Genomic DNA, 17,647 nt, shown 5'->3' with positions numbered 1-17,647 from the left:
GCGACTAAATGCACTTCCCTGATGACGAAAACGGTCAATTATTAGCTGAAATTGCTGACGCTGGTGTCGATTTAACCAGTATGCAAACTATCGATTTCTATATTCTTTTTGAACAAAAGCCTGAAGCAGAAAAATTTGCTGAAGCAATTACAAGTGATGAACTTGCCCCTTCAACAGAGTTAGCCAAATGCCCAGATACAGGGGTGTGGGAAGTAATAACTCGTGTGAAGATGGTGCCAGATCACACCTTACTTAGCCAAACAGAACAATACTTAGAAAGCATTGCTAATAGCCATAATGGTTATGGCGATGGTTGGGGGTTGATGGCCGAAGAAGAATAAGCCATTCCACAATCTCGTAAGGGGATCAATTTAATTGATTCGCCTTACGAAAATTGCCCTGATAATCAAATAGCTTTTCAGCCACTTTCCAACCGTATTTTTTATTTTTACGCGCAATCACAAAATCGGGGGCAAGTAGTTGCTGTTGTAAATTGACAACCTGCTCAGCGCTTTGCCATTCAATTGGGGTAAAACCAAGTGCTGCTCGCTTACCAAACTGCTTATTAAAAATAAATCGTCCGGTGTCATTTGCTAAGTTAAATACCTCATCACAACTGGCTCCATCTTCATCATAATAGCTAATTTTAAGTAAACCTTTTGCGATCACCTGAGCTGACAAACCACTACACCTTAATACCAAGGCATCTTTTAAATTTAGTGCTTCTCGTAGTTTATCATCAGGGTCTGCCATCATGGCACCACAGGACTGACACTGCCTTGCAGCAATATCATTTTGTTCACCACACTGCTCACATTCTTTAAACCGAAAACGATAATCGCACTGTACTTGTTCTTCACCATCGTCCAGCAAGCCTTGGCAACGCCTACCAAAATGCTCAACTACTTTGCCTTCGCTGTCTGTTTTACCCCAAAAAATATTCGCAAATCCACAGCCTGGACACAGCACTTGAACAGGCTCATTATCACTTTGCGCTTTTTTACTGCCGACCTCAGGGTAAAACAAATCAAAGCCGTTACCTGCATAATCAATCACTAAGCAGTCTTTTTTTCCTTCGCTTAAACGAAGGCCTCGACCAACAATCTGTTGGTATAAACTGACCGACTCGGTGGGACGTAAAATCGCAATATAATCGACATGAGGCGCATCAAAACCCGTCGTGAGTACAGATACATTTACTAAATACTTTATTTTTTTTGCTTTAAATTGATTAATAATTCGGTCACGCTCGTTATTATCAGTATCACCCGTGATAAGTGCCGTACTATCCTCAGGTAAGTAACTGGTAATTTCTTTGGCATGCATTACGGTTGCTGCGAAGATCATCACGCCATGACGCTGTTCACTGTATTCTATAACTTGCTTGATAATCGCTTTTGTTGCGCGTGTATTATCTTTCAATAACGCATTCATATTCTCAATACTATACCGACCAAATGAATCACTCGGTAATGATGAAAAGTCATAATGGCTAATGGCTGCATCGACTTCATGGGGCGGCGTTAAATAGCCGTTCTTGATCATATAGCGCAGTGGTAACTCAAAAATACACTTTTTAAACGGTGCATCTTTATCACCTCTAACAAAACCATGATAGTGATGATGGTAAACCCAACCCATCCCCATACGAAATGGTGTTGCGGTTAAGCCAAGTACTTTAAGATTGGGATTTTGTTTTTTTAGACTCGCTATCACCAGCCCGTACTGGCTTTGTTCATCACCGCTTACACGGTGGCATTCATCAATGATCAACAAAGAGTAAGCATCAGTGAGCTTTTCTATATTGCGTGCCAGTGATTGCACACTCGCAAAGGTGACTTGCTCTGTTAAAGACTTTTGCTTTAACCCCGCAGAAAAAATACTCGCCTTAAAACCAAAGCTAATATATTTCTCGGCGTTTTGCTCTACTAACTCTTTAACATGCGCGAGCACCATAATCTTTTGTTTAGCAATGCGCGCAAGTTCAGCAATAACAAGGCTTTTTCCAGCCCCTGTTGGTAAAACAATCAGTGCGGCGTCATCTGTTTGTCGAAAGTGAGCAACCGTGCGTGCTACGGCCTCTTGTTGGTAGGGTCTAAGTACGTACTTCATGTTATCGGACTATAATCGACATAAAAAAGGGAAACATACGCTTCCCTTGATATTCTTTAAAGCAAAAATTAAGCGAGGTGTTTTGTTAAATCGACACCTTGGAATGCTTTAGGACGTTTGCCACGGCCTGTCCATTCAACAATTTCGCCATTAAATTCGATGCGGTACTTTGGTTTTACCTTAGTACGCTTATCTGTTGAAGCAACATCTTGTAAATCTTCTAATGTAAGTCCTTTTTCTTTTAGTAGATCGAGTACTTCTTTTTTAGCTTCTTGCTGTTGAGTATATTTCTCGATTGCTGTGTCAATTAGCTGTTTTGCTTTTTCTAATTCAGATAATGACGCAGATTTCACAAAAGATCGGATTTCTTTCATTGAGAGCTCTCTTAAGTATTAAAAGTTAAGTTAAATGTTCAACAGTAGCTAGTATATGTGGATTTAATGAAATAATCTATTCCATGTTTATTTTTTATCCTATCTATTTATTATAGCCATAGCTTTATTTTATCTATTACATCCCTTAACTCAGTAATTAATTGTTCCACTATTAATGTATCTTGCTGTTGATTAAAGGTATTTTCCGTTGTCACTATTAGCTCAGATAAAGGTGGGTATTGCAGCATAACAATAGCGCCTTTAAGTTTATGTATTGCAGCAGAAACCCTTTCTAAATTTTGAGCTTCCAAGTGCTCTTGTAGAGTATTTAAATCACTTTGCAAACTGTTAATAAATACGTCGGCAAGCATTTTCGCATCACTCTCATTACCAAAAACAGTTAACCAATGCTGCTTATCTTTTATACCTTGTAAACTGATATCAACGCCTTCACTGCTATTAGGCAAATCATTAGAGCTTAAATCTATAAACTCAGCTAGACGATTATATAATTCATTAAGTTTATAAGGCTTAAATAAAACACTATTCATTCCTGACTTTAATGCTTTGTTAAAACATTCTTTTGAATCATCAGCGGTAAAGCCAATAATTGGCAAATGTTTAAATTTTTCTTGGTTGCGTAATTGCTCCGTTAATTTAAACCCATCTAAGTCAGGCATATGACAGTCGGTTAGTAATAAATCAAACTGTCCTGTTTCAAGTGCTCTGAGTGCAGCAATACCATCATCAACCATCACTGCTTTGATACCGAGCTTCTGGCATTGTTTTTCGAGTAATAATTGATTTGTTTTATTATCTTCAGCAATTAATATTTGCCCATGTAACTGAGCATTTTGCGCAGCCAACCCCTCATCATTGCTGGTATGTACATTATCTAAAAGCTCTCTTAGAGTATCTGGATATAATGGCTCTGTAGGTAAAATATGACAGCTACAATTAGCCGGCCTATGCTCTTTTTTTGCACTTGCGACTAAAATGTAGTTGTTGTTTGCAGTACTGATTGATTGCAGCCAATTAGCGCCCCACAGCGTTTTAATATAGCTTTCATCAATAAGAATATTATCTTCCTGCGTAAATGCCTCTTTATCTATTGGCCAACTTAATTGGTGATGCTTTACACCCATATTAGCTAGATTATTTAATAACTGATGGTCTTGAGAACACACAGCCCAATTCACTGATACAGCCTGCAGTTTTTGTTTGCTGACGCTTTTAAGTGGCACAGCAATGTAAACATTGGTACCTTTACCAAAAGTACTTGAAATGGATATTTCACCTTGCATGGCTTCAACAAGTTGCTTTGCCAAGCTCAAGCCTAAGCCTGTACCTCCATGGCGACGTTGAATTGAGTTGTCAGCTTGCTCAAAAGGGGTAAATGTATGCGCCAACTGCTCAGCCGTCATACCTTTACCCGTATCTGATATTTCAACTTTTAAAGACTGCTTCTCAAATAACACATCGCAGCTTATTGAACCATTTTCAGTAAACTTCACAGCGTTATTTAAAACATTAGAGAGAACCTGCATCAAGTGGCTTATGTCAACAGAAGCTAAGGTATAAGCAGCTGTGCGCCATATCACGTTAAACTCAAGCCCTTTTTGCTTAGCTAGATATTCATGGGCACGCAAAACACGACATAAATGTGCTTCTAGGTCGACCTCACGTAATTCAACTTCAATATTGCCTGTCGTGGTATTAGCAAAATATAAAATATCATCCACTAATGTGCGAAGCTTGGTTACAGAGCTGTCAATGTGCTCAACGAGGTAATGCTGCTCTTCATCAAGCGGTGATGATTTTAACAACTCTATAAAGCCATTTACCCCAGACATTGGCGTTCTTAATTCATGACTCATAGTGGCAATAAAGCGGCTTTTTGCTAGATCAGCTTGATGTGCAAGCTGAGTAGCTTTACTTAAGTCTGCTTGTTGGCGTTTAAGTAAGCTGATGTCCAGCAAGATCCCGTTCCAACGCACACCTTGCTTATCGTCTCGTTTATTAATTTCAGCATTAGCAATATAACGACACCAAATTTGCTGGCCGAGATTATTTATCCGAAACTCAATATCAATCAGTTTGTTAAATTTTGTCGCTGCTTTAAAACTCTTGGCGATTTGCACGCGGTCTTCATCAACAATAAATGGCGAGATACATCCCGTCATACCGCGCTGGTTAATCATTCGTGAAGTGACACCTAATAAGCTCTGCGCGCCCTTACTTATATAGGTATAACACCCCTCACCATTGTCATAATACTCATACTGGAATACGCCGCCGGGTATGGTATCTGTGATGGTTTGTAGAAGCTGTTGAACTGACTGATTCTCACGTTGTAAATGGCGGTGCTCAGTAACATCAGTAAGTACTGTCATGATGCCAGCTAGTTCACCATCTAACCCCACATACGGCTTTTTAGTGTAAAGCAGCTCCAGTTCTTTGCCAGCTTTGTTAGTGTAATTAATATGCTGATTAATGACTTTGCCTGACGCGAATTCAACTCCGAAGTGCACCACTCGCTAAATTAAGCCGCCTTGCGTAATTCTTCGAATACGACTGCTGGCTGTTTATACCCCAGACATTTTCTCGGTCTGGCATTTAACGCTCGTTCAATCTCAGCAATTTGCTTGTCTGTTACCGTGCGTAAGTCAGTGCCTTTGCGTATGTATTGGCGCAGCAAGCCGTTAAAGTTTTCATTTAATCCACGTTCCCATGATGAGTATGGATTAGCGAAATAGATATCCGTTTTCAGTTTCTTTGCAACCTGTTCGTGGTCACAGAATTCACACCCATTATCTGCCGTTATGGTATGAACGTGACGGCGATAACGCCACAGCATGCCGACCATAGCTCGGCTCACATCAGCCGCGCACTTTGCTGGTACTTTACGTATCAGATACAGCTTACTTTTGCGCTCAACCAGGCTGACTATGGCTCCTGTCCCTTGCTTACCGAGAACGGTATCGACTTCCCAGTCCCCAAACCGCTTTTTCTTGTCAACAATCGCTGGACGGTGCTCAATGCCCACCCGATTCGGGATAATGACACGCTTCGCACGACGACCTTTGCGATATCGTCGATGACCTTGGCGTAAGTGCCTAAACAACTTGCCACCGCTCAATTTATCCCGTTGCACATAGCCGTAAATCCACGCATGACTCACTGAAAGCCCAATAATTCGACCCACGCCTGCAATTTGCTCGGGACTCCACTTTTGTTCTAATCCGAACTCAACAAAGGTGATGGTCTGCTTAGATAGACACGACTTTGCGGCTTGAACGCGCCTTTTGAGTGTCTTAGCCTGGGCGACTTCGGGTAGATAGTGATTTTCCCGGACCCTATTTCGTCTGACTTCTCGGCTGATAGTGCTATGACTGACTTTCAGGCGTTTGCCTATTTCACGATAACTAAAACCCTCGCGTAAGTAGGCTTCTATCTGGTATCTTTGTCCTTCGATCAACTGCTTGTAACTCATGGTAAATACTTCTGTTTGTTTGGCGACGATAGAGTACCACCAACAGGCAGTTGATCTCTTCTCACCGTTTAACCATGAGTGGTGCACTTATTATCTGAATTCGGGGAATTTAAACTTTGTTCATTTTGTGAAATTAGTTTTTTTACGACTTTAATATCGCCGCGCAGATATTGGTTATTTTCATCCCATAAGTGAGCAAAATTTTCTTTGTAGGCACGATTCCACATAACGCGTTTTTGATGCTGATCTTGAATCACCACCATAGTGGGTAAGTCATCAATGAGTTTTTGAGTAAAGTTAAGCTTAATCAATGCCACTTCTTCAGCTTCTTTACGCTTTGCAATTTCGCGATTAATAGTTAACCGCCAGCTAATAAAATAAATCACCGACACAGCGATTAAAATTAAAATAAGAATTGCCGTGGTATTCACTGTTTTGCGGTCGTAGCCACGTTCAATACTAAAAATGCCATGTCGGTTCACAACATGGCTAAAATCGTTGCTGGTCAATGTTTTAAATAAGCTGTCTAGCAAAGTCGCAAACTCTGAAAAGTGCTTATTCACTAAAAAATAAATAGGCTGGGTATACCGGTATTTTGGATTAATATAAAACTCACCAATATAGAATTGGTTTAACTGGTATGCCGCAATACTTTGCGGCAGTATCACAGCATCAATATTGTCATTTCTCAGTGCATAAAATAGCGTTTTAATTGAGTCAAATGATACCGTTTCAACGAGGTCATTCGTTACAAGCTTTTGCTTAGGGTCAGCAAACGCTTCTAAATAACCAATTCGTTTAGTTTTGCTTGCTCGTTTAGAGATTAACACCATCTCTAAACTGTAATGAGCTGGCAATGCTATCAACACCCCCTCATCAATTTTCGTGGGGTTCATGGTCGGAATTAAATCAATTTTATTGGCCAAAAAAAGTCGTTCCAACTCTTTCGAATTAGCCGCAGGTATATACTTAAACTGAAAGTCACTGCGCTGAGCTAAAAGCTCAAGAGTATCGTTTAAATAGCCGTCAGCTTCACCTAAATTACTTGTCGCATGAATTGGATAGAGACCATCGACAAAAGAAAATGTCAGTAAGTAATTATTTTCTTCTTTTTTATCAATACGGTTAAAATCACGCTTAAATTGACTATACGCTTTAGCGGCTAAATATTCTTCACTAGCAGAACTTTCCCATAGTTGTTTCGTGGTTGGTGAAATAGCGGCTAATACCGAATTAACTTGATTGCGTAATGCTGTTTTGTTTTTATTAAACATTACATGCAAGGTTTCGCTCGATAGCCAAACTGGGCTCACAACTTTCAGGTTTTCTTGAGAGCGATTTTTTAGTTGATGAGATAATACTGAGTAATCACCCATAAAGGCATCAAACGAGCCATCTGCTACTTTTTTAAAGGCGTCTTCGGGTTTTATAAAACGATTAATAAATAGCGCGCCATTTTCAACTAAATATTCACAATGTGAGCTACCCGTAATGCACACCCAACGTAAGCTCGCTAAGTTTTTCAAAGCATCATTTGCGATAGACTGATTTGCGACAATACCTCTTGGCGCTTCCATGAAGGGTGTTGAAAATAAGAAATGCTTTTTACGCTGTGCGGTTTTATTTAGGCCTACAGCAAAATCGATCTCACCAACTTTAAGCGCATCTAATAACTCATCTAAACTGTCGTAAACACGGTATTCAAGATCGGCTTCAGCCAAGCGAGCGATTTCATTACTATAACCAACAATAACACCCGAAAACTGCCCATCAGCATCCCGGGTATGGTAAGGAAAAAAATTATAGTTAACGATACCCGCTTTGAGTTGTGTGGCTAAGACATCGAATGAAAGACACAGCGTCAAAAACAACACTATGATTTTATGGAAATAACTCAACTGAAACATCGCTTTTATTAAGGTTTTTTAAGTATAAGAGCATAAATTGATTTAAACAACTGCACATAAATCTTACACAAGAGCTTAAGTAAATAATTAAACCTTAAAAATTAATTATTTTATAACTGTAAAACCTATAGTGAATTTGTTTATAAAAAAAAAAACCCTGCAAGCGCAGGGTTTTAATATACAAGTATTTAAATCGTTCGTTTAGAACTTAAATTTGAAACCTGCATAGTACAGACGACCAACTTGGCTATAAAGAGTATCGTCGTAGTCTAATTCAGAGTTCAATACTGGATCTTTATCAGCTAAGTTATTAACACCTAGTGTTAGATCAAGATTCCAAGGCGTTGCGTAAGTATAGTTAATATCGATAATGTTATACGAAGATAACTCACCAACTGCTTTGAACTTAGTACCTTCATCATTTGCATCTTCAGTTTCTTCAGCTGTAGAAGCAATATGGTTCCAATTTACGTTTAACATGTGAGCTTCGATATCCCATGTTAAGCCCCAGCTGATTCTTCTTTCTGGTAAGCCAGCACGGCCAATTTTATCAACGTTAGGGTAACCGATGATATCTGGCTCTTCATAGCTAAGTACTTCTGACCAAGCAAATTTAGAGCGAAGTAGACCTGCGCCACCTAAGTCAAATACTGCGTTAAGTTTGAAATCTAAGCCATCTGTAGAGAAACCAGGGATGTTAGCCATTGGTGCAGTAACAAGTAACGAACGACCAGTTGGATTACCACCACGGTCTACAGATACTTGGTCATAACCAGCAGCGTTATCATTTGGATCTTCAGGGTCACCTAAAAGACCAGCTAACTCAAGGTCAAATACGTCTTGTGTAGATAACGAGCTAACTTGGTTAGTGATTTCGATATCATAGTAATCAACTGACATATCGATATTATCAGTGATGTTATAAACCATACCGAAACTTACACTTTCTGATTCTTCAGGTTTTAATGAATCAGTGCCGATGAAGTAAGTTGTATGTTGTTGAGTACGACAATCAGAACGTGATGTACCTGCTGATGTACATACCACAACATCTTTAGCTGATGAAGCTGACTCTTGTGGTGCTTTATATAGATCTTCCAGCGTTGGAGCACGGAAACCTTCACCCCAAGCAGCACGTAAAACTAACTCATCAAATGGCTGGTATTTAAGTGAAACTTTAGGAACAAATGATGAACCTACATCGCTGTAATCATCATATCGAGCAGCTAAGTTTAACTCTAATGTGTCTACTACAGGGATTAACATTTCAGCAAAAACAGCTGATTCTGTACGGTCACCTGCCGCTGAACCACCAGCAGTACCAATGATGTTTTTCGCTTCGTTTTGAGCTTCCGCTTGGTCAAAGTAATCGGTTTCACGGTAGCTAGCACCAACATATAGGCCTAGTTCACCTGCAGGTAAAGTAGCTAACTCATTAAAGCTTACGCCTGCAGTTACTTCACGTAATGTACTACCAGAACGACGGTTACTATTTGCGGCGATATTAGCTAATTGAGTAGCATACGCAGATTGATCTGGGTCACGTGGATCCCAACCATCAATGATCGCATTTTCTACGCTTGGGCGATGAACATAGCCTTGACCCCACTCGTTCATTTCATAACGGTTATAGTGTGCATCTACATGCCAATCAAACACTTCACCCATACCATTTAGAGATGCACTCCAATCAGCCATGTTGCTAACTTGCCAAGTGTCACGTGAAGTACCTACGTTATTAAAGCGGTAATAACCACGGTCGCCTTCATTAACAGCCATTAAGCCTTTTTCTGTGTCTTCAGCAAGCGCAATAGGGAATGTAAACCAGCCTGCTGCAGGTGCGAAACGACCAAAGCTTTCATTACGCGAATGTAATGAACGGAAGTTAAAGATTAAATCATCATTGATGTCATAATCAAAGTTAACAAATACTGAGTCACGCTTTGTTGAAGCAGCGTCAGCAGCAACAGCAGTATAATCATAGTGACAGCCGTCGTCAGCAGGGAAATCTGGTGCATCATTATGATAAGCAAATGAATCACCGTACTGCGAACAGTCTTGACCAGTGATCATTGGGTTAAACTCAAATGTTTGCATATCTAGAATGTTACGGCCATACCAGCTTTGACCTGTTGTACCAGCGAATGTACCTGAGCCATCGTCTGTTGCACGTGAGAACCAACGATCACGAGCAAAAATAATATCACGCTCATCATGCTCATAGCTGAATACTAGGTTAGAGTTTTCTGATTTAAGACCTGTGATAATTGAGAATGATGACTCATCACCACCGCCATCACGGCTCGGAGTACCCATACGACCCTGAACTTGAACACCTTCAAAATCTTTTCTTAAAATAATGTTAACTACACCGGCGATCGCATCAGAACCATATACCGCAGATGCGCCATCACCCATAACTTCAATGCGCTCTACAGCAGCAAAAGGAATGGTATTTAAGTCAGCTGCACCACCACCCATAACAGGTGAACCTGGCATTTTCTTACCGTTAATTAAAACAAGTGTTCTTGAAGAACCTAAACCACGTAAGTTTACTGTTGCCTGACTTTGCGCAGTACTACCTGATGATGGTTGAATCGAACCAAATGAGTTAAATGTTGAACGGTTTAATACGTCTGCAACACTTAATTGACCTGAATTATCTAAAGATGCACGGTCGATTACAACAACAGGGTTTGCACCCTCAATGTCAGTTCGTTTAATACGTGAACCTGTAACTTCGATTCGCTCAACTTTTTCTACACCTTCTTCTTCAGCAGCAAAAGACGAAGCTGAAAATGCAGCAGTTGACGCTGCACCAAAAGCAATCGCTAAGCGAACTGCTTTTGAAACTTGATTATTTAACATTTGATTCTCCCTGGTCATATCCATGTTATGACTTTATTAATTTATTTTACCCCTCAAAGAGGTACTAGTACCTCATAAGGGAATTAAATACTAATATTAGGGACAACTTTTGGTCAACAGTTTTTTAACCATTGTTTTTCAATGTAAATTTTAAGTTTCAGGTGTATATAAGATTAAAGAAAAGTTTGATTACATATATTTCACATTAGTTTATATATTCGAAACAATAAAAAACCCAGAATAAGGTTTGAGCCTTAATTTCTGGGTTTTTTGTATTTTTTTGATAATTTATTATTTCAAATATCTAGCCAAAAACTTTTCCATTTTTGTGTAAAGCTCAACTTTATTTTCTTGCTTCTGAAAGCCATGACCTTCATTTTCTTTCATTATCCATTCATCATCTGACAAAATTACTCCTTTTTTTGCCAGTGCATCGCGTAAATCAGTTGCGTGTTGCTTAACTACACGCGGGTCTTTCGCACCTTGCACTATCATTAGTGGCGCTTTAATTTTATCAACATGTTGCAACGGTGACATTCGTTTCATTAGGGCTTCATCAGATGGATCACCAATCTGCATTTCAAGCACTTCACGTTGTGACTCCCAATGCTTTGGTAATGTATCAAATAATAAAGACACATCTGTTACGCCAACGTAATCTATTCCGCATTTATAAAGTTCAGGTGTAAACGCAAGGCCTGCTACTGTGGCATAGCCACCGTAACTCGCGCCATAAATACAGACCTTATTCGCATCTGCGATACCTTCTGAAACCAAATATTTAACGGTATCTGTAATATCATTTTGCATTTCAGCGCCCCATTTACCACCATAGCCCGCTTGCTGGAATTTGCGACCATAACCGCCAGACCCCCTAAAGTTAACTTGGACTGTGGCATAGCCTCTACTTGCAAAAAACTGGGCTTCAGGATTGAATCCCCAATAATCTCGAATTCCAAAGGGACCACCATGTGGATTTACGATAAGAGGTAGCTGTTTACCCGACGAGTTTTTAGGAATTGTGATATAACCATTTAATGTTAAACCATCTCTACTTTTGAATTCGATAGGCTGCATCGGCGACATCGCTTTAGGATCTATCCATGACATTGGGCTTAATAATGCTTTTAAGCTATTGTCATTTTTATTGAATAAATAATATTGGCCGGGATCAGTGTCACTCGCTGCATAGACAATATTGAGCACTTCATCATCAGAGCGACTAGTAATTGTCACAACTTTATCGGGAAATGCCTGCTTTAATGAGGTCATCATTTTTGCAGTCTGTTCATCGAAGTATACTTCTTCAGGGTATTTGTCATAAAAACTAATTGAAGTAAGCTTTTTACGCTTTCTCGAAAAGCTAAGCGATGTAACATCAACGTTATCATGGGCAAAAATTTGTTCGCCTAACTTATTCGTTTCTGGATCGAAATAAAAAACAGCTTTGGTATCACGACCTAAATCAGAAGCGACGAACAACCTTTTATTATCGAAATCAAATGCCAAAGGTTCAATATTTGCCTCTTCGGCATTGTACTCTCGTAATACTCTGAATTTTTCTTCGCCTTTTCCTTTATATAGTAAAGTACCTTTTAAACCTTCAATCGTTAAAGCGCCACGTACCTCACCATCATGATCAAGCATCCACCCCTGAACGTTACCAGGGTTCTTTGCAAGTAAGTCCATCTTGTAATTACGTTCGTGTTTACGATCCCAACGGCTGTCGATTGGCAGTTTATATAAATCTGGAGCAACAATGTTTCGGCCATTATATTGCACCAGAATATGCTTCGGATCATCTGGTAATAAATGCACAACTGATGCAGAGCGGATACCTGATGCGCCAACTTTTGATCCGACTAACTGCACGACCTTTGCACGTTTCTTATGGGCATCAATTGTATAAATACTGAATGCTTCATTACCATTACTGTCTAGTGTAAAAATAATGTCATCATTATTCGCCCAAGAGAAACTATTGATATCTTGCTCATCAAACTTTGTTATTGGCCTCGCATTTTTAAAACCATCAACTTCCATTACAACAATATTTCTACGCTCGTTAATTGGCGATAAAACCGCAAGGTACTTACCATTTGGAGAAAGTTGCAAATTAGAAAATTTAGGTGTTTTAAAGAAGTCCTCAATTGGGATGTCTTGCGTTTTGGAGCCGACACTCATAGATAAACTGAGCAAACTACTCAAAAGTAAAAACCATATTATTTTCATTTTAATATTCCCTTTAATTATGACGATAAATGTTTGGGTTATTTATAACTTAGTACTTTGCATAAAAAAACCCTGCTGTAGCAGGGTTTTAAGAGCTTATACTAATTATTTTAGCTTAGAATTTTTGTTCTAAACGAAGGTACATTGAACGACCTGTTTGATCGTATAATGACCAGCTTGAATCACGGTAATCACGGAAGCCGTCATACCAAGAAGGTGCTTTCTTATCAAATACGTTGTTAACACCTACAGAAATTTTAGTATTTGTTGGTGCAGTGTATGTGAACTGAGCATTATGCTTGAAGTATGAAGGAACGTCAGCAAGGTAATCAACACCCCACTCTTCGTTACCTGACTCTTGAGCGCCTACGTAGAACATAGTCCAAGAAGCACTGTAATCTTCATAAGAATAGCTAACACCTAAATCAGCTTTCCAATCTGGGTAATCTTGAAGACCAGCATAATCAAACGGTTCTGCATCTTTGTCTGCTTTCTCTTCAAATTCCATAACTTTTGAAACGTTTAGCATTACGCCAAAGTCACCGAAGCTAGTTTCATGCTTGTAGCGAGTTGAGAAATCGAAACCAGACGTTTGTAGTGATGCTTTATTGATATATCCTGTGTAGATGTAATCAATTTGGCCAGTACCATTAGCACGGTCGATAGCATCTGGTGTAGAACCTAAACCACCTTCTTCCTGTTCAATACGTAGAAGTTCAGTTGTGCTTACGTCATCGATACGGTTTTCGTAGCTGATATCGTAGTAAGTTAATTCTACTGCTAAGCCATCAACGATATCCCATACGAAACCAAGCGTCGTAGAGTCACCCGTTTCTTCAGTAAGGTTTGCATTACCACCGAACCATGTCGCTACTTGCTCACCAGCGTCAGAACAATAACCTTCTAATGATTGACCAGGGTTAGCATCACACCATGCTGTATCACGAACAGTTGGGAAGCTTAATGCATAAGACTGGAACATTTCGCCCATGTTAGGAGCACGGAAAGACTCACCCCAAGAACCACGGATTAATAATGTGTCAGTTGGGCGCCAAGTAACACCTACTTTTGGAACAACCTTATCAAATGTAGTGCTCTTTTCACCAAGGTTAGTCATACCTGACTGTTCGTATTTCTCATAACGACCAGCAACAGTTACATCAATTTCGTAAGGTAAGCTTGCTTGAATTTCCATGTATGCAGCAGTACGGTCACGAGTTGCATATACGTCATCGCCGCCTGAACCGCCTGAGATGAAACCATTTGCAGACTCAGGGTCAGATACTTGAGTGAAATCAATTTCTTCAAATTCAGCACCAACAACACCAGCAATAACGAAATCACCGTTATCAACGAATGTAGTAGACACTAAACCATCAATTTGTTGGCTTTCGTAACGACCTTCATAAGTACCTGTATGCGCTGCATATTGGTATAAGTCTGTAAGTTGAGTATTCCACTCTTCGTAACTCATGCCTGTAGTGTTAAGAATATCATATTCACCAGAGTCAATTGCGCTTTGTAACATTACGTCATTAACTAGGTTGCTACCAAAAACATTTGTTTTAGAGATGCTGTTTTGGTAGTTGATTTCCCAATCAAAACCATTACCGATATCAGTGAAGCCTTCAAGACCTAATACGATGTCTGTAGTTACAACTTCTGTTTTTGTGTCACGGTTACCAATTGGCACTGAACGCATGTAAAGACGGATATCTTCATCTTCAGGGTTATATTGGTTGTCAGCATCCATCCAAACTGCACCTGTAGATACCGGCGTACCTGCGTAACGTGAGTTTGTTTCGTTGAAACTTGCCATAGCACGACCAACTAGGCGAATGTTGTCAGTCAATTCATAGTTAAAGTTAGTTAAGAATGAGTTGTTTTCTACGTCTGGATAGAATTTTGTAACGTTACCGTAGTTATATAAACAACCACCAACGCCGTTCTCATCCATAGCATTTACTACGTCAGCTGTTTGGTCACAAAGCTCAGGGTTAGAGATATAGCTACCTGCACCACCGATTCGGTAGTTTGGAACATGGCTATAACCGCTGTACGCACCGTACGTAGGATCATCCATCGCCCAAATTTCTTTGTCGAAGATTGCATTGTCACGTGAGTTTTCATACGTGAAGATGATGTTACCTTTTTCAGATGTGTAACCTGAAGTAATTGAGAAAGTTTTGCTTTCGCCACCTTCAACTTTAGGTACTTCGTAATCGTATTTAACGCTTACGCCATCAAAGTCTTTCTTAGTAATGATGTTGATTACACCAGCAACAGCAGATGAACCATAAACAGCTGATGCACCATCGCGAAGGATTTCAACACGCTCAACAACAGCCATTGGAATGATTGATGTATCAGCCGATGAACCAGAAGATGAACTTGTACCAGGCATACGACGACCGTCTAATAATACAAGTGTCGCGTCAGAGCCAAGGCCACGTAAGTTAATGTTAGAAGAAGCTGCACCACCAGCACCATAACCAGATACACCTTTCCAAGAACCGAAAGAGTTAGAAGCAAGGTTATTTAAAACGTCAGCAACTGTAGGCTCACCTGAAAGGCTGATTTCTGCCGCTGATAAAACAGTAACTGGAGAGCTATTCTCTAGATCTACCTGCTTGATACGTGAACCAGTAACCTGGATACGTTCAACTTTTTCTGCGTTTTCTTCATCTGCAGCAAATGTGCTTGCAGAAAATGCAGCTGTAGAAGCTGCGCCAAAAGCGACCGCTAAGCGAACAGCTTTTGAAACTTTATTATTTAACATTTGATTCTCCCTGGACCATGTTATTCATGGAATATTTATAGTTATTCAAAAAAAATGCATATTAGGCAGTAATTTTGAGCTTTGATAATAATAATCGCCACTCTTAAAGGTCAACACTTCGCTAACTCAAAAGTTCAATTTTTAACAATAAATAAAACACTAACCAAAATAATAAAACATAATTAACACCTTCAAACCCCTTTAAATACAATAGACACAGCAACATTTACAACAGGTTACAAAGGTCAAAAAGAATTTAACTTTTTAGTATTAATATGGGTACTAAAGCAAAACCTGCCAATAGTTGCAATTTGCGCAATAAAACTCAGTACTGTTAAATGGCATTTTTTATCTTTAAAAATAAAAAAATAAAATTTTAAGACCTTACAGTTAAGATTAATCCACAACAATCATGGTCAAAATGGTTAACACGTAGAAGAAATGGACTTAATGATGCAAAAGTTAATAGAATGAACATTCTATTAACTAGCAACAACTAAGGGAAAGTTTAGAAAAACATTTAAACCCCTTATATTTTCTTAAGATAAACAAGTAAAGACAGAACAAATTCGGTACATATAAACTTGAAAAAATTGTAACAATCACTGATAGTAAGATTGTTAAAACAACAAGGAAAAATCATGTTTAAACAATTATTACTAATTGCATTTACTTTTTGCTCACTTTCATCGTATGCAAAAATAAATGAACTACCGGAAGAATTTTCAGACTTTAGCCTTAATCGAGATATTAAAATTTCGTATGAGGACCTTGATAACTTACTTGAAATGACAGTAATTGACATGGGAAAGTCGGACCGAAGTTCTCGTAAATCTCAATCCTCCATTGGCACGCGCATGAAATCACACAAAAACAACGACACTGCGCTTGAGGCCAATCGCTTTTTCTTCGAAGGTGTTTCTAAATCAGAGATAAAGGATGGCTTTCACAAAATTAGAGTTAGCTTGGAGAAGGTACCTAGCGAAGTGTCGCTGAATGATTTAAGCCTAGACGAGCAGTTAGCTTACTGGCTTAACCTATATAACACAGCCATGGTAGAAAAATTAATTGAGCACTACCCTATTCGCGATACAGAAGACCTTCTATTTGGTGATGATTCGATTCTAGAAGATGAGTTTTTAACCGTTGCCGGTTACAAACTTTCACTCAATGATATTCAACATAAAATTGTTTTTGAAAAATTTGGTAAAAAAAAGCCGATAGTTATGTATGGCTTTTATCAAGGTAACATTGGTAGCCCAAACCTTCGAGATGAAGCGTATAAAGGTAGCAAAGTTTACCATCAACTTGTTGAAAATGGAGAGGAATTTGTAAACTCAAATAGAGGCATGCAAATTAAGCGTAAAAATCGCCTTTATGTATCTAAATATTATGAGCAAGCTGAGTCTTTATTTTCAGATTTCGAAAGTGACTTACGTGAGCACTTAGAAGACTACGCTGAAGGTCAAATGAAAAGCGATGTTAAATACGCCAAACGCTTCAAAGTTGATATCGAAGATTGGAGTATTACTGATTTATATGGTACCGACCGTGACTATGGCGGATCTACATCAACTAACCCTGCAGCAATGCTTAATGCTGTTGTAAGCAACTCAGCTGTACCAATCGGTCCTGAAGGTAGTGGCTCGGGTATTGGAGCGGTTAATGTGAGTCATATTACAGATTCAATTATGATGCGCACCATGGATTTTGGTCGTTTTTCTCCTGAAATGTTAGAGAAAATCAAAAAACTTAACTTAAAGCGCCAAGACAACAGTGGCTCTGTTGAGATTAAAGATCTTGATTCAAACAATTAAAATTAAAACTAAAAGGCCGCTCGTCAAAAGAATGTGACGGGTGGCTTTTTCTGAACAGGGAGTTC

Annotated in this window: 10 protein-coding genes; 2 read left to right on the top strand and 8 right to left on the bottom strand. The window is 39.2% G+C overall.

All coding sequences use genetic code 11. From position 1 onward, the window contains the following. Positions 1 to 8: 8 nt before the first annotated feature. Complete coding sequence (locus tag J8Z28_RS06855) at positions 9 to 341, top strand: ribonuclease E inhibitor RraB (RefSeq protein WP_054564034.1); 333 nt, start codon at positions 9 to 11, stop codon at positions 339 to 341. Positions 342 to 366: 25 nt separating this feature from the next. Here the strand turns inward: J8Z28_RS06855 and radD are convergent, their stop codons facing one another. The 8 genes from radD to J8Z28_RS06815 all read right to left on the bottom strand — a co-directional run bounded on the left by radD (position 367) and on the right by J8Z28_RS06815 (position 15,765). After that, on the bottom strand, positions 367 to 2,112 hold the full coding sequence (gene radD / locus J8Z28_RS06850; RefSeq protein ID WP_250660132.1) for a DNA repair helicase RadD: 1,746 nt from the start codon (positions 2,110 to 2,112) through the stop codon (positions 367 to 369). Positions 2,113 to 2,180: 68 nt separating this feature from the next. Continuing rightward, positions 2,181 to 2,486: an H-NS histone family protein gene (locus J8Z28_RS06845; protein ID WP_054564036.1), complete on the bottom strand. Its 306-nt coding sequence runs from the start codon at positions 2,484 to 2,486 to the stop codon at positions 2,181 to 2,183. A 110-nt stretch (positions 2,487 to 2,596) separates the two neighbouring features. Next, positions 2,597 to 5,020: a PAS domain-containing hybrid sensor histidine kinase/response regulator gene (locus J8Z28_RS06840; protein ID WP_250660131.1), complete on the bottom strand. Its 2,424-nt coding sequence runs from the start codon at positions 5,018 to 5,020 to the stop codon at positions 2,597 to 2,599. Positions 5,021 to 5,028: 8 nt separating this feature from the next. Continuing rightward, positions 5,029 to 5,979: an IS30 family transposase gene (locus tag J8Z28_RS06835; protein ID WP_250659387.1), complete on the bottom strand. Its 951-nt coding sequence runs from the start codon at positions 5,977 to 5,979 to the stop codon at positions 5,029 to 5,031. Between the two features lie 68 nt (positions 5,980 to 6,047). Then, a complete protein-coding gene (locus J8Z28_RS06830; protein ID WP_250660130.1) occupies positions 6,048 to 7,844 on the bottom strand; it encodes a transporter substrate-binding domain-containing protein in 1,797 nt (598 codons plus the stop codon). Positions 7,845 to 8,087: 243 nt separating this feature from the next. After that, positions 8,088 to 10,754, bottom strand: a complete 2,667-nt coding sequence (locus J8Z28_RS06825) for a TonB-dependent receptor plug domain-containing protein (RefSeq protein ID WP_054564038.1) — start codon at positions 10,752 to 10,754, stop codon at positions 8,088 to 8,090. 291 nt (positions 10,755 to 11,045) lie between these two features. Continuing rightward, positions 11,046 to 12,986, bottom strand: coding sequence for a S9 family peptidase (locus J8Z28_RS06820; RefSeq protein WP_054564039.1), 1,941 nt, complete (start codon positions 12,984 to 12,986; stop codon positions 11,046 to 11,048). A gap of 115 nt (positions 12,987 to 13,101) precedes the next feature. Beyond that, positions 13,102 to 15,765 (bottom strand): TonB-dependent receptor, encoded by a 2,664-nt coding sequence (locus J8Z28_RS06815; protein ID WP_055021501.1) that lies wholly within the window; start codon positions 15,763 to 15,765, stop codon positions 13,102 to 13,104. 641 nt (positions 15,766 to 16,406) lie between these two features. Between J8Z28_RS06815 and J8Z28_RS06810 the strand changes: the two genes are divergently transcribed. Next, positions 16,407 to 17,582 carry a DUF547 domain-containing protein gene (locus J8Z28_RS06810; RefSeq protein ID WP_055021500.1) on the top strand — a complete coding sequence of 392 codons (1,176 nt, stop codon included), beginning with the start codon at positions 16,407 to 16,409 and terminating at the stop codon, positions 17,580 to 17,582. Positions 17,583 to 17,647: the final 65 nt, after the last annotated feature.

Source organism: Pseudoalteromonas sp. SCSIO 43088, assembly GCF_023650795.1.
In the GTDB taxonomy this organism is placed as follows: Bacteria; Pseudomonadota; Gammaproteobacteria; order Enterobacterales; family Alteromonadaceae; genus Pseudoalteromonas; species Pseudoalteromonas shioyasakiensis.
The sequence above is the reverse complement of the archived record's forward strand: the minus strand, read 5'-3'. Positions and strand labels throughout refer to the sequence as shown.

Coding starts and splice junctions, on each gene's coding strand:
- J8Z28_RS06855 (WP_054564034.1), top strand. CDS start 9: ATGCACTTCCCTGATGACGAAAACGGTCAATTATTAGCTGAAATTGCT.
- radD (WP_250660132.1), bottom strand. CDS start 2,112: ATGAAGTACGTACTTAGACCCTACCAACAAGAGGCCGTAGCACGCACG.
- J8Z28_RS06845 (WP_054564036.1), bottom strand. CDS start 2,486: ATGAAAGAAATCCGATCTTTTGTGAAATCTGCGTCATTATCTGAATTA.
- J8Z28_RS06835 (WP_250659387.1), bottom strand. CDS start 5,979: ATGAGTTACAAGCAGTTGATCGAAGGACAAAGATACCAGATAGAAGCC.
- J8Z28_RS06825 (WP_054564038.1), bottom strand. CDS start 10,754: ATGTTAAATAATCAAGTTTCAAAAGCAGTTCGCTTAGCGATTGCTTTT.
- J8Z28_RS06820 (WP_054564039.1), bottom strand. CDS start 12,986: ATGAAAATAATATGGTTTTTACTTTTGAGTAGTTTGCTCAGTTTATCT.
- J8Z28_RS06815 (WP_055021501.1), bottom strand. CDS start 15,765: ATGTTAAATAATAAAGTTTCAAAAGCTGTTCGCTTAGCGGTCGCTTTT.
- J8Z28_RS06810 (WP_055021500.1), top strand. CDS start 16,407: ATGTTTAAACAATTATTACTAATTGCATTTACTTTTTGCTCACTTTCA.